Source organism: Embleya sp. NPDC001921, from assembly GCF_053594475.1.
Genome location: NZ_JBSFEO010000013.1, coordinates 75,594 through 87,934, shown reverse-complemented (window position 1 = coordinate 87,934; position 12,341 = coordinate 75,594). Strand labels below are relative to the sequence as shown.

Here is a 12,341-nt window from a genome sequence, read left to right as displayed (position 1 = left end):
GCGCTCGGCAACGGGGCGACGGCGTCGATGACCCGGCGGATTCGAGGCGCGGCCCTGTGCGCGCGGGTGATCTCGACGACGCCGGCGAACGGCGCTCGTCCCGGTGGCGGATCGCTTCGCCCGTGATCACCGCGTGGGAGCCACCGCCGTCAGGAAGTCGCGGATGATGGGGCCGGCAGCACCGGAGCCCGACGCACCGCCCTCGACGTAGACGGCTACCGCGATGTTGCCGCGGAAGGCGACCATCCAACCGTTGGTGGCGTCACCGACTTCGGCGGTTCCGGTTTTGGCGCCGACGCCGGGCATGCCGCGGAAAACGTCCTTGGCGGCGCCGGTGGTGGCGCAGTCGATCATCATGGTCCTGATGGAGCTGCTGACGCTGTTCGGAAGCTTGGCCTTGACGGTATGGACATCCATACCGCGTTCGAGAATCGGTTGATGGAATTCGCCCGTGACGGCAGTGGCTACGACGGAGGCCATGGTCAGGGGGTTCATCTTCAACGCGCCCTGCCCAATCATCTGGGCGGCCTTGTCGTTCTCACCGGCTGCGGGGGGAACCACGCCGTCCACGGTGCCCTGTCCGGCGGCAACCTTCCAGGCGTTGCTGTTGAGCCCGAAGTACTTGGTGGAGAAGTCGGCGAGCTCGCGGTCGCCGATCTTCCCGCGCAGGTCGATGAGCGCGGTGTTGCACGAGCGGGAGAAGACTTCGCGAAACGTTGCCTTCGGTATGGACATGCCGCCGACGTTATGGAATTCCTGACCGTTGACCATGGAGTTCACCGGACACGGAGCACTCGCGTTCGGCGACACCGCTCCCTTGCTCAGCAACAACGACGACGTCACGATCTTGAACGTCGAACCGGGAGCGACCGCGCCCGACATGCCCGCCTGTCGATGCACGGTCGATACGATCTCCCCATTGCGCATATCGAGCGCGACCAGGGAAGCGGCCGAATTCTGCCCGACAGCCCGCACGGCGGAGTCCTGGAGCGCGGGAACGAGCGTGGACGATCCCGGTCCCGAGGTGGGTGGGGCCGACGACAACCGTATCGTGGGCGCCGACGAGGGCACGGTCGGGGGCGGTGCCGAGGAAACGGCCGCCGATGCGCGCCTGTCGGGGGTCTCCGAGGCCGCCACCGTTCCTTTGTCGTCGGACAGCAAGCCACAACCGGCAGCCGGCGTGGCCAGCACGACGCCCACGACCGCCACGCCGCACTGGCGAAATCTGCGGGTCCATCCGTGGCGACGCTGGTCAGTGATGATCATGGCGCTCAGTACAGCGGAGAAAGCCTCGCGGGTCCAAGACAAATATCGACCTGCAAGCGATAAGAAATTGGCTATCACCCCTGGTCGTGGACCCGATCGCGCACCTGAACTCCAGTGTCGCGGACGGAAGAAGAAATCGGACCGGCGGGTGGTGGTCCCGGCGACCCCGTCGACAGGTGGCCACACGGTCACGGGGCTGTCGCGCACCCACCAAGCCGATCACCGCGTCGCGCGACGACCCGTCGCCACGCGCGCAGGCACCTCCTCCCGCGACATCGGTACCGACCCGCACGGCGCGAACACCACGGGGGTGTCGGGAGCCGGCGGATGCCGCAGACGACAGCTCCCGCAGACGGCGAACGACGAGACGGGCCAAGGTGGTTCACGACCGGCCGCCACCCACTCCGCGACCAGGCCCGCGTAGATCGGAGTCCAAGTCTCCGACACGAAACCACCATCGCCCACCGACACCCCCGCCGACGACCGGCGCCGATCGGCCCGTCCCGCCCCGAACGGCGACGCACCGCCGCATGTCCCATCCACACCCCATCGATAACGGCCCGGACACACGCACCACCGGGGAATGCCCTCACGTCACCCGTTCGCACCACATGCGGCCCGCACGGCCGGCGTGCGGCCACGCCGACACGCGCCCAGCACACGCCGGTTCGCCCGACCGGCGGTCGGATGCCGAACTTCCGCGCCGGATCCACGAATTCGCGACCGGTGGATCGGGTGGATTCCATCGGAGTCGTCACACCTCGACATCGGAGGCGTTGAGGGGCAGGCCGGCGGGGTGAATCCGGGAGCGTGGCGGTATGCGGGTCGGGAACGCAGGTCGGTGAGGCCGCCGTTGCTCTTCGCCTCTCGGGGGTGCGGACAGGTCTCGACGAACGCCGGTCGGGCGGCGCCTGGCAGGCGCCGCCCGACTGCGGTTCTTCCCGCTCTCGTGGGGTCGGGAGCGACGTGGCGGTGAGGGGATCCGTGGTTCGTGCGGACGCGCGTGGTTCAGGGTGGAGGGTTGCGCACTTGGCCGGGAGCGGATCGTCGGGGTGGTCGGGTGAGGGTGATCTGGCGTACGAGTTGGTGCAGGCAGGCCGTGGTCGCCACCGCGGGCAGGACGGCGACCACGACGCCCTGGAGGGTCATCGGGGCGTGGGTGAGGGACAGCGTCATGGACAGGCCGGCGAAGGTGACGACCACGATCCACGAGTGCAGTGCCCGGCGGCGGTGCAGGCTGGAACGCAGGATCGACAGTGAGGCCACCACCCACGGTCCCTGGACCAGGACGGGCCACCAGCGGGCCGGGCCGGTGGTGGGGCCGGCGGTGTGCCGCAGCGGGGCGAGGGTGATCAGCGCGGCGAGCACGCTGATCGTGGCGACCAACAGGACGCTGACCGCCACCATGGAGCGGCTGAGCCGGTCCAGTCGCCGTGCGCCGGTGACCGGGCGGGCCGCCGTCGGGGGCTGCCGGCGATGACTGCCCGGTGCCCGGATCGGGGCCGGGAGTTCGACGGTGGCGGGAACCTCCTGATCCGAGTTCCCCAGGAGCCGGGCGAGGTCGGCTTCGAACCCCGAATCGCCCACCACCGCGAACGACGAGGAGAGCCCGTCGAACGACGTGGTCGCGTTCGGTGTCGGCCACTCCGCCACACTGGGGGAGGACGCGACGCCCGGAGGGAATTGCCTGCCGGACGAGGGGTAGGGGTCGTATACATAGCCTTCGTACATGGGCCTGATTCGTTCAAGGGATCGGGCGCTGCAGGGCACCGATACGAATTTTCAATGCCGAATACAAACATCGTGATCGTCGGGCGGTCGGTGCCGGAATTCACGGTCGCGGATCGTCCAGGACGTCGTCGAGGCGGCGCGCGTACTCGGCGGCGATCAACACCATCGTCAGGGCGAACTGCTCCATGTCGGCGGAGCAATGACGAAGCGGGACGCGCTGTCCCGCACGTTCGATGTACGCGTGCGGAGACTTTTTGCGGAACGTCGCCGCGCGAGGGGTGAGTACCCAATCCCCCATGGGGAAGGCACGTTGGGCAAGCGTGGGAGGAGCTGCGGCGGAGGCGGATGCTCGGGGGGTCACGCCGGGGTAACGATGACTTCTCCCGGTGGTATCTGCTCCGAATCGGTGAACGACGCCCCGGGATCGCGTCCTTTCCGATCACGCATCGGACATTTCCGAGCGCCGGCAGCGCAGGGCCCACGCCGCCGAGGACGCGAATTCCTTGGGGACACGGGGAAGCGCGACCACTCACCGGAGAGTTCTTTACCTCCGTAATGGACAACTCACGAGTTGGTAAAAATTCGGGACATCCCCGGAACGGCAGTCCTATCTTCCGCCGTGCACATATTCGGCTGGAAACCTTTTCACCCCGACCCCGCCCTCGCCGGCTCCACGCCGACCTCGGACGCCCCCGGATCCGTCGACCCGGCAGATACCGGGTGCCGCCTCGGGGCCGCGGGAGCCGGTGGCGCTCATCGCCGTTCGGCGAACCCGACCGGTGGGGCGCGCAAGAGTCGTCTTCCTCGCGAGGGCTGACGGCGAACGCCACCCGGATGGCCGGACCGGGCTGCCGGACGAGAGCACGGCGTCGGGTACCCGCGCCTGGCGTACATGCGGTCTCGCGGCTCGGTATGCTTCGCGCCACACCGCGTGCGGCGGATCGGGAGGCCGGGTGGATTCTGCGCGTTCGTCGGTGCCCCGTTCGGCGGACGGTGCCGATATCGGCGAGGACGACGAGTTCGTCGTCAGCGGCCTGCACAACCGCGCCGAAGGCGGCTTCAACCAGGTCGACGTCACGGTCGAACGCTCGCCCGGTCCGGGCGGGGAGACGGCCTCGATCCTCCATGTCGAGCGGGTGCAGAAAACCGCCGGAGACGCCTACGACTTCGTCGTCCTGCCGTCCGGGGCGGTGCATCAGGCCGTCACCGGCCACCCGGCGATGAGCTGGGTGGACCCGCTGGTGTACCAGTGGACCGATGGCGATGGCCGGGTGCACCAAGAGCTCCTGCACGCCGGGGACACCGAGGCGGCGCCGGCCCATCAGGGCGACGGCGAGTCCGCGCAGGCCGAGTGCTACGCGGACATGGCCGACGTGGAGACAGCCCGGCTCGAACGGGCCCAGACCGCGGTGATCGACGCCATGCGCGACCCCGCCCGCCAGGAGCACCCGCTGGTATTCGACGGCCCGTCGACGTGGGACGCCGCCCGGGTACCGGCGTTCTGGCGGTTGTTCGGCGAACTCGAGCGGCGGATCCCGGGCCTGCTCAGGTCCTGGGGCGTCCCCCCGATCGGGGAACTCCGCGCCGTGTTGGGACCGCACATGCCCGCCACAACGTCCAATGGTCCGCCACGGATCGTGCACAACGACCCCAAACCGGGCAACCGCCTGCACAAGGGCGTCCTGCAGGCCGTCATCGACTGGGACATGGCCGCCGTCACCCGAGCCGCCCCCTCGCACGCCGCGGTCATGGACCTCGCGCAGGAACTCAACCTCACCGGGCGAAACGCCCTCGCCCCGACCACCGCGCCGCAGCAGTGGCGCCCCACCGCGGATCGCTGGATCCACGCCAACCCCCAAGCGGGCGCGGGATCCGCCGCCAGCCGCGCCACGCACCCACAGCGGGGGCACATCCCCTCGGACCATTTCGCGCGGGAGAGCGTCTACCGGTTGGCCTACTCCTTCGCCTGTGACCTCCTGCGCGGCACCGAGGGTCGCCTGTCACCGGACATAGGCGCGCAGGCCACCCGCTCCCTCCTGACGATCCTGGGCCTGCCCGCCGCTCCCGTGGAACGCATCGCGGCCGACCTCGGCCACACCGCCGGGCGGTTCCCCGTGATGCGGGCCTGGGAACTGCGCGGGGCCCTGCCCGCCCCCGGCCCGTGGAACGCCGCGAACCGTGCCGCCGCGCACATCACGATGAACACCGGGATGTTCACCGCCCTGCAGAAGATCAGCAGCTCGCAGGTCCAGGCCGCGGCGGAGATATCCCGCCTCAGCGGCCCGAACGCCCGGAAGGTACTCGACGGCGCCCGACTGTCGACGTCCGTCGCACCGCGCCTTGCCGCGGACACCAGCGCCGCGTTCGGCCTCGACATCGCTCTGCGCCGGGCCAATCTCGACCGCCGCGCCGCCCAGGCTCTGGCGCGCGGTGCCCAGTCCGGCCAGGTGTCGCTCAACGACCCGACCACCTGGGGGCGCGCGCCTGGCATGCCCCACCAACATCAGGCCCGATTCACCCCGGACCGCCACCACCGCCCGCCCTCGCCAGGCACCCCCACGACACGACCGGCCCCGTCGATCGCCCTCGTGAACACGGCGGCCGCCAAAGGCTTCTCGCCGGTGCGCGCCTTCGAAGCCAAGCCGGCACTTCGCCCGGGAACCGCCCCCAACGCCGCACGGGCCGGGATCGGCACCGGGCACGCCCCGGGTCGAACTGCCCAACGCGACAAGGGACTCGGGCACAAGCTGACCCGTCCGTCGTACGAGCGATGAACCACCGGTCGTCCGACCGGTCCGCCGCCGCCAAGGACTGACCCCGCCGGCGAGACCCACGCGGGCACCGACGACGTCACCGCGGGAATGACGTCGTCGTTCGCACGACATACCGGAGGGCGACGCCGGGGAGCCGGCCACGAAAACGACGAAACGCCGTACCCCGCCTGCCCGCGATAGTTTTCCCGCGTCTTCGGGCCCGGCGCGTTGTGTCGGCGTCCCACCGAAGCACTGCCCCGACTCGCGGCACTCTTCGCCGTTCCCCGGGAAGTCGCCCAGCGGTGGGGCTGGGCGTGGTGCACCGCGTGGCCGACCGGGCATGGTGGCGCCGCAGCGACTCCCCCGCAGCCGTCAGGGGTTGCCGCGTGCGGTCACCAGGCCGGATTCGTAGGCGAGGACGACGAGTTGGGCGCGGTCGCGGGCGTGGAGTTTGGTCATGGCCCGGTTGATGTGGGTTTTCGCGGTCGTCGGGCTGATCACCATGCGGGCGGCGATCTCGTCGTTGGACAGGCCCTGCGCGACCAGGGCGACGGCCTCGCGTTCGCGGTTGGTCAGCTCGTCCAGGCCCGTGGCGGTGCCCGGGTGCGGGGGTTGGGTGATGTAGCGGTCGATCAGCTTGCGGGTGATGGAGGGGGCGAGGAGGGCGTCGCCACGTGCGGCGACGCGTACGGCGTGCAGGAAGTCCTCCGGCACGACGTCCTTGACGAGGAACCCGGCGGCGCCGGCGCGCAGCGCGTCGAGGACGTATTCGTCGAGTCCGTAGTTGGTCAGGATGACCACGTGCACCCCGGCCAGGGCCGGGTCCGCCGCGATGCGCCGGGTCGTGGCGATGCCGTCGAGGACGGGCATCCGGATGTCGACGAGCGCGACGTCGGGCAGGTGTTCCCGGGCGAGTTCCAGGCCCGCCTGCCCGTCGGCGGCCTCGGCCACCACCTCGATGTCGTCCTCGATGTCCAAGAGCGCGCGGAATCCGCTGCGCAGCAGCGGCTGGTCGTCGACCAGCAGGACACGGATCACGGCGTGCGCTCCAGCGGGAGTTCGGCGTGGACGGTGAAGCCGCCCTCTCGGCGCGGCTCGGCGCGCAGCAGGCCGCCCAGGGCGGCGACGCGTTCGCGCATCCCGGTCATCCCCACACCGGGAACCGGGGCACGGTCAGGGGTGGCCGTGCCGTCGTCCACGACGTGTATGGAGATCGCGTCGGGGCGGTAGTGGATACGGACCGACGCGGTGGCGGCGCCGGCGTGGCGGGCGATGTTCGTCAACGACTCCTGGACGATGCGGTACACGGCCCGGCCCACCGGGGCCGGCACGTCCCGGCGTGGTCCGTCGATCGCCAGGGTCGCGTCCAGGCCGGACGTGCGAGCCCGGTCCACCAGGTCCGGGACGTGGTCGAGTCCCGGCGGCGGGGTCTTGCCGTCGTCGCGCAGCGCCTCCAGGGTGGACCGCAGGTCCCGACTCGCCTCACGGCCGGCCTCCCGGATCGCCAGCAGGGCCTGCGGGACCTCCTCGCCGCGCCTTTGGGCCAGATGGACGGCGACCTCCGCCTGCACCTTGATGACCGAGATCTGATGGGTGAGCGAGTCGTGCAACTCCCGCGCGATGTGCAGCCGCTCCTCGTCCGCCCGGCGCCGCGCGGTCTCCTCCCGGGTACGTTCGGCCTCCTCCGCGCGCCGCTCCGCCTGCCGCAGCGCCTCACCCGCGGCGCCGGCGGCGATCAGCCAGGCGATCTCCAGGGCCCCACGGGCCTGCGCGTAGGCCGCGCCCACCTCGTGCAGGTCCACCAGCGCCGCGAGCGGAAGCACAGCCAGCAGGACCACCGAGGCCGCCACCGCGACCGTGCGGTGTCCGGCGCGGACGGCGGCGTACACCGCGAACAGGTAGGCGACGACCGGCACATCGAACCCGGCCGCCTGATAGCCCAACGCGCACAACCCCGTGACGGCCAACACCGCCACCGGCGCCCGCCGCCCGGCGGCCAGCGCCAGACCGCCCGCCACCAGCAGCGCGTAGCCGAGCAGGTCGAGCGGCGCGGCGGAGCGCTCCGCGGCCAACCCGGTGGCCAACAGCGCCCCCGCCACCCCGACGGCGACCGCCCCGTCCCTGATCCCGGCCGTGACAGCGAACCGCCCTGTACTCATGCGCGCACCCTAGCCCGGCGCCACGAGCGGGCGGATCCCGCCCGGGGACGAGCAACCCGCTACCACCACCGCGGTAGCGCCACGGATCCTGCGGCGTGCGCGGTAGTCGGATGCGGCCTCGGCGGCAGCGCGAAGTGACCGCGCCCGGCGGACTACCGCCGACGGGGAAGCGGACAAACTCGGGGCGGTACCCACCGGAAGAAGGAGCGCCCCATGTCCGTCCGAACCGCGCTTGCCGCACCGGCAGTTGCCTACGTCTCCGCCCAACCGGTGGCCGCCGGCATCACCGACATGAGCGCGGGGCGCGTGGGGGCGATCACCGCCGCGCTGCTGGGACTGACCGCCGTCGTCGTCGGCGGGTCGGCACTGGCCCGCGCCGCCGGCCGTATCCGCACCGGCCCCGGCCGAGGCGGTGCCGGCGCGGCCGTGGCGACCGGACTGGCCGCCATCGCCCTCGGCGGGCTGATCGCGGCCACCGCAGACGGCGGCCTCGGCAGCGGCAACGGACTGGGCGGCGCCTACGTCGCGCTGATCGTCGGGCTCGCCGGCAGCGCCCTGGGCGCACTCGCCCTCGCCCGATCCCGCCGCACCGCCCCGGTGAACAACTGAACACGACGCAAGCCGATCGGGGTGAATCGCGCCGGATCGGGCGCGCCCGGCAACGGGAGCGGCACGCTCTACCACCCCCGACGAGGCCATCGCCATCACGGGACCGACCGGTTTCCCACCGACGCCCCCGATCTCAACCCGGCCGAGGGCGTGTGGGCCCACCTCAAGCACAGCCTTGGAAACCTGGCGGCGTGCACCACCGTCGAACTCGCCGCCCTGGCCCGCACCCCACTGAAGAGGATGCAAAACCGACCCGCCCTCCTCGACGGTTTCATCGCCGAAACCGGACTGATCCCGGCCCCGCCGTAGTCACCCCAAACCGAAACCTCAGCAGTGATTGCGTGGGCCTGCGTTGGGAGCGGATTCTCCGCCGTTGCCGGTGAACGCCTCTGGGCCCGGCAGGTGTTCGGTGGAACGCCGGCCGGGCCCGCACGACGGCCGCGCCTACGCCCCGGATGAGGTCGCCGACGTCTGGGGTGTACTGCTCAGTCCGTGAGGAAGGCGCCTTCGCGGCAGGCGCGGCAGACGAAGACATAGCCCAGCCGGCCACCGAGGTTCATCGCGGTCTGCGCGGAGATTCCCTCCTCCAGATGTGCCGCGAATTCCATCGTGCCGGTGCAGGAGGGGCATGCGGGCAGTCGGTCGTCCTCGAGGTAGGAGGGGCTGCCTCCGAGTGACCCGAGCACTTCGCGTTGCTTCCCGAATCGTTCTTCGGGCTCCCGCTTCCACCCCGAGCGGGCGAGGTCGTATGCGTCGGGCGCGACTTCGTCGTCATCGCCGTCCTCCGCGGGGTCGAGCGTCACGACGTGGGTGCGGATGGCCGAGGTGGCGGGCAGCAGCGTCACGCCCGTCGCGGGCACCTCGACCGGCCGCAGCTCCTCCCGGGGGAACAGATAGACCCGGTTCGCGCCGGACGTCGCGTCCCAGAACTCACACGCACCGGGATCGTTCTGGCACACGAACACCGACAGGACGCCGCCCTCGACGGGAAGATGGGCGAAGAACTGCAGCGGCCCTCCGCAAAAGGAGCCGCATATGGGCCAGGTGAATCCCGCAGGAGCCAGCGGCACTCCCCCGGTCCGCAGGACGCCGGAGTCGGTCGGTGCGGTGCCGTCGTAGATCATCAGAGTTGACTGCATGGTGAGAGGCTACGGCCGAAAACGTCTTGCACCACGGCCGAGAACCCATCGTGATCTCCACACCACCGCACCTGGTGGACAAACCGCTCTCGGCTGCTCCCGCACAGGCCTTCCTCGGACCAGGAGTGTGTCCCTCGTGCGGGCTTCGGCGGCCGGCCGGCGATATCGCGGCGGAGCCTCGCTGGGGAACGGGGGGTCTTCTCGCCGACGCGCCGGGGGGGCGATGGTGCGCGGGTCGACCGCCTCGCCGGGCGCGCCCGCCTGGTAAGGGCCTCGGGCCCGCTGTCCCGGTCGTGCGGGGCGTGGGCGTCGACGTCGACAACGACGAGTCCGGCCGGGCCGCAGGAGACCCCCACACCGAGTCGGGGGTTCTCGCCCCACCAGGTCTCGATGCGGGCGGGGTCGAGGGTCGCGGCGGGAAACCGTGGCACCAGCGGCCCGCCCGGCGGCAGGGGCAGTCGTGTGGAGGGGTGGGGGTGCCGCCGGCAGGTGTCGCAGTTCGCCCTGCCCGCGGTCACGCTTGTCCTGTCGGCGTTCGGTGGCGTGTACGTCGGACTGCCGTTCGCGGTGATCGCATTCGGGTCCTGGGGCTGGACGCGGTCGCGCGCGAACGGCCGAGGCGGTCGCGTACCGCCGCCCGGCGACGAGTTCCGATGCAATCGCTGCGTGCACAGGCTCGTCACACGCGAGCCATCCAACTGACCATCGCGGCGCCGACCCGCAGCGAGTCAGGAACTTGAATCGCGCGGCCCGCAGCCGCGCATCACCCACTTCGGCCTCGACGACCGGCTGGGACGGCAACAGTTCTGCCGATCTCATCCGACGAAGGCTCGGTGGATCGGGTGGTCCGAGGCGACCCACCCGGATGCGAGGACACTGCTCTCGTGGCCATGACAATTTTGAGGTGGCCTCCGAGGCACGGGCCGGTGTCGCCTCATTACGGGCGTGGGCACGATTCGACGGGGAGATCACCGGGATCGCTATCGACCGTACGGCCACGGCTCGACCGCGATCCACGAGCGCGACTACCGCCAGGCCGTCGTCGGCGGCGGCTGCATCACCGTCCACTTCGACGGAGGTGAAGGTCATCCACGGCACCCGCGTTCAGGAAACGCCGTACGCACCGCGCCGAATATCGTCACACCCTCCCGCGCCACACATCGACCGACCGAACGAGGCCCGCCGGAGATGCTCCGGCGGGCCTCGCGTCGATTTCCCCCGGGAACGGGTTCGAGCCTGTGTCACGTCGTGTCGTCTCGATTGCGCGACGTGTTCCGATACTCGCTTGGGCCGAAACCCTGCCCGGACGCATCACCGCAGTCGTGCTCTTTCTCGCACTGCGGGCTGCAGTTGGTATGCCTTCCTCACCCTGTGATTCGCCGCGCTGCCGTCCTCGGGAGACGACACGAGAGGTGCCCCGATGGGCCTGTCGAAGGTTCGCCGTCACCGCGCACCGCCACTGCGGTCGCGGTGCGCGGCGAAGGCGGAGCGCAGGGCGATCCGGACCAGGTCCTGCGGACGGACGTCGGGCGCCCGCCCCGGTCAGGCGTACGGTGGTCGTCGTCGCCAAGCGCAGTGCGAGGTCGACCAAGTCGTGCCCGTGCAGGGGCTGGTCTCGCCGGTTCGACCGGTTGGAAGAGGCGGCGGGCGGTGGCGTTCGACACCTGCGGACGGGGCGACGTCACGCAGGGGTGCCGAGCGGCGGGTGCTCGAGTACGCGTGGCTTGTACTCGACCAGCTCGATGCGGCCGTCGAAGGTCCGATGCTCGATCATCTCGAGGGCGACGTCCGGGTAGCCGTCGTAGATGCGTTCCGCGCCCGTGGCCCCGGTGATCACCGGGAAGATCCCGACCCGGAAGCGGTCGACGAGTCCGGCCCGTAGCAGGGACCGGCACAGGCTGAGGCTGCCGATCGTGCTGAGGAGCCCCGAGCCGTTCTCCTTCATGGCGCGGACCGTCTCGACGGCGTCGTCGCGGACGAGTGTGGAGTTGGCCCACGTCAGTGGCTCCTCGAGCGAGGAGGAGAACACCACCTTGGACGCTTGCGTGAGCCCGTCGACGGACGCCTCTTCCTCGGCCCTGAACTCGTCTTGGCCATTCGGGACCTCGCCGACGGCGAAGCCTGACATCAGGCGGTAGGTGTTGGCTCCCATGAGGTAGGTGACCTCGGGCTGCTCGCCGAGCCAAGCGAGGTACTCCGGGCCCTCGAGACCCCAGAACCCGGGCCAGCCCTCTCCCGATGCGTGGCCGTCGAGGGAAGTGATGAAGTCGACGAGAAGCTCTGGCATGGCGGTGTCCTCCCTTTCAAGGGTGTCACGAGCTTGGACCGGCCGTGGGCCACGAACTCATCGGTCCGTTCGGTTGTTTCGATGACAGACTCGAAGTCGTCACAGTCAGTAATCGAACATACCCACTTTTGGGGCTGTTCGCGCGGACCCGAGCGGAGGACTTCCGTGCGGTCTGGAGACGACCCCCGTCCCACCCGGGACGCCCGCGCGGCCCTGACCACCCGGTTCGCCGACATCAATGCCCAGGACCCCGACTGGACCGCCTGACGCGCACCCGGCCGGTCGGCGATTCCGGGCGCGCCGGGAAGCCGACATCCCGACCCCGAACCGACCGGTCCGATCAAGGGAAACAGGACTTGGCCCGAGAGCGGTGCGTCGAGCGACGCCGACACGCCTG

General features: G+C 70.7%; 9 protein-coding genes and 2 pseudogenes. 3 read left to right on the top strand and 8 right to left on the bottom strand.

Annotated features, from left to right (window positions below; translation table 11 throughout):
• Nucleotides 1–126 precede the first annotated feature (126 nt).
• From ACWCPW_RS17570 to ACWCPW_RS17560, 3 genes are all read right to left on the bottom strand, one after another.
• On the bottom strand, nt 127–1,266 hold the full coding sequence (locus tag ACWCPW_RS17570) for a penicillin-binding transpeptidase domain-containing protein (protein ID WP_449762449.1): 1,140 nt from the start codon (nt 1,264–1,266) through the stop codon (nt 127–129).
• Nucleotides 1,267–2,274: 1,008 nt separating this feature from the next.
• On the bottom strand, nt 2,275–2,997 hold the full coding sequence (locus ACWCPW_RS17565) for a DUF2637 domain-containing protein (RefSeq protein ID WP_449762448.1): 723 nt from the start codon (nt 2,995–2,997) through the stop codon (nt 2,275–2,277).
• A 100-nt stretch (nt 2,998–3,097) separates the two neighbouring features.
• A complete protein-coding gene (locus ACWCPW_RS17560; protein ID WP_449762447.1) occupies nt 3,098–3,295 on the bottom strand; it encodes a hypothetical protein in 198 nt (65 codons plus the stop codon).
• 655 nt (nt 3,296–3,950) lie between these two features.
• Here ACWCPW_RS17560 and ACWCPW_RS17555 point away from each other — a divergent pair.
• Nucleotides 3,951–5,771 carry a hypothetical protein gene (locus ACWCPW_RS17555; protein WP_449762446.1) on the top strand — a complete coding sequence of 607 codons (1,821 nt, stop codon included), beginning with the start codon at nt 3,951–3,953 and terminating at the stop codon, nt 5,769–5,771.
• A gap of 351 nt (nt 5,772–6,122) precedes the next feature.
• On the opposite strand, the gene ACWCPW_RS17550 is transcribed toward ACWCPW_RS17555, so the two are convergent.
• Together ACWCPW_RS17550 and ACWCPW_RS17545 are read right to left on the bottom strand one after the other, a co-directional pair.
• Nucleotides 6,123–6,788 (bottom strand): response regulator, encoded by a 666-nt coding sequence (locus ACWCPW_RS17550; RefSeq protein ID WP_449762445.1) that lies wholly within the window; start codon nt 6,786–6,788, stop codon nt 6,123–6,125.
• On the bottom strand, nt 6,785–7,909 hold the full coding sequence (locus tag ACWCPW_RS17545) for a sensor histidine kinase (protein WP_449762444.1): 1,125 nt from the start codon (nt 7,907–7,909) through the stop codon (nt 6,785–6,787). The genes ACWCPW_RS17550 and ACWCPW_RS17545 overlap by 4 nt, the downstream gene beginning before the upstream one ends.
• A 213-nt stretch (nt 7,910–8,122) precedes the next feature.
• Here ACWCPW_RS17545 and ACWCPW_RS17540 point away from each other — a divergent pair, with 213 nt between their 5' ends.
• Both ACWCPW_RS17540 and ACWCPW_RS17535 read left to right on the top strand, forming a co-directional pair.
• Nucleotides 8,123–8,518 (top strand): DUF6223 family protein, encoded by a 396-nt coding sequence (locus ACWCPW_RS17540; protein ID WP_449762443.1) that lies wholly within the window; start codon nt 8,123–8,125, stop codon nt 8,516–8,518.
• Nucleotides 8,519–8,626: 108 nt separating this feature from the next.
• A pseudogene (locus ACWCPW_RS17535) lies at nt 8,627–8,827 on the top strand (IS630 family transposase); the annotation flags it as partial.
• Nucleotides 8,828–9,003: 176 nt separating this feature from the next.
• Here the strand turns inward: ACWCPW_RS17535 and ACWCPW_RS17530 are convergent.
• The 3 genes and pseudogenes from ACWCPW_RS17530 to ACWCPW_RS17520 all read right to left on the bottom strand — a co-directional run bounded on the left by ACWCPW_RS17530 (nt 9,004) and on the right by ACWCPW_RS17520 (nt 11,944).
• The gene (locus ACWCPW_RS17530) at nt 9,004–9,642 is read right to left on the bottom strand and encodes a hypothetical protein (RefSeq protein ID WP_449762442.1); all 639 of its coding nucleotides are present in this window, start codon (nt 9,640–9,642) and stop codon (nt 9,004–9,006) included.
• 308 nt (nt 9,643–9,950) lie between these two features.
• Nucleotides 9,951–10,175: pseudogene (locus tag ACWCPW_RS17525) on the bottom strand (bifunctional DNA primase/polymerase); the annotation flags it as partial.
• Between the two features lie 1,163 nt (nt 10,176–11,338).
• On the bottom strand, nt 11,339–11,944 hold the full coding sequence (locus ACWCPW_RS17520) for a dihydrofolate reductase family protein (protein ID WP_449762441.1): 606 nt from the start codon (nt 11,942–11,944) through the stop codon (nt 11,339–11,341).
• Nucleotides 11,945–12,341 lie beyond the last annotated feature (397 nt).

Excerpts from the sequence above, each read along its gene's own strand:
- ACWCPW_RS17530 (WP_449762442.1), bottom strand. The coding sequence starts at position 9,642 with ATGATCTACGACGGCACCGCACCGACCGACTCCGGCGTCCTGCGGACC.
- ACWCPW_RS17545 (WP_449762444.1), bottom strand. The coding sequence starts at position 7,909 with ATGAGTACAGGGCGGTTCGCTGTCACGGCCGGGATCAGGGACGGGGCG.
- ACWCPW_RS17540 (WP_449762443.1), top strand. The coding sequence starts at position 8,123 with ATGTCCGTCCGAACCGCGCTTGCCGCACCGGCAGTTGCCTACGTCTCC.
- ACWCPW_RS17570 (WP_449762449.1), bottom strand. The coding sequence starts at position 1,266 with ATGATCATCACTGACCAGCGTCGCCACGGATGGACCCGCAGATTTCGC.
- ACWCPW_RS17520 (WP_449762441.1), bottom strand. The coding sequence starts at position 11,944 with ATGCCAGAGCTTCTCGTCGACTTCATCACTTCCCTCGACGGCCACGCA.
- ACWCPW_RS17565 (WP_449762448.1), bottom strand. The coding sequence starts at position 2,997 with ATGTACGAAGGCTATGTATACGACCCCTACCCCTCGTCCGGCAGGCAA.
- ACWCPW_RS17560 (WP_449762447.1), bottom strand. The coding sequence starts at position 3,295 with ATGGGGGATTGGGTACTCACCCCTCGCGCGGCGACGTTCCGCAAAAAG.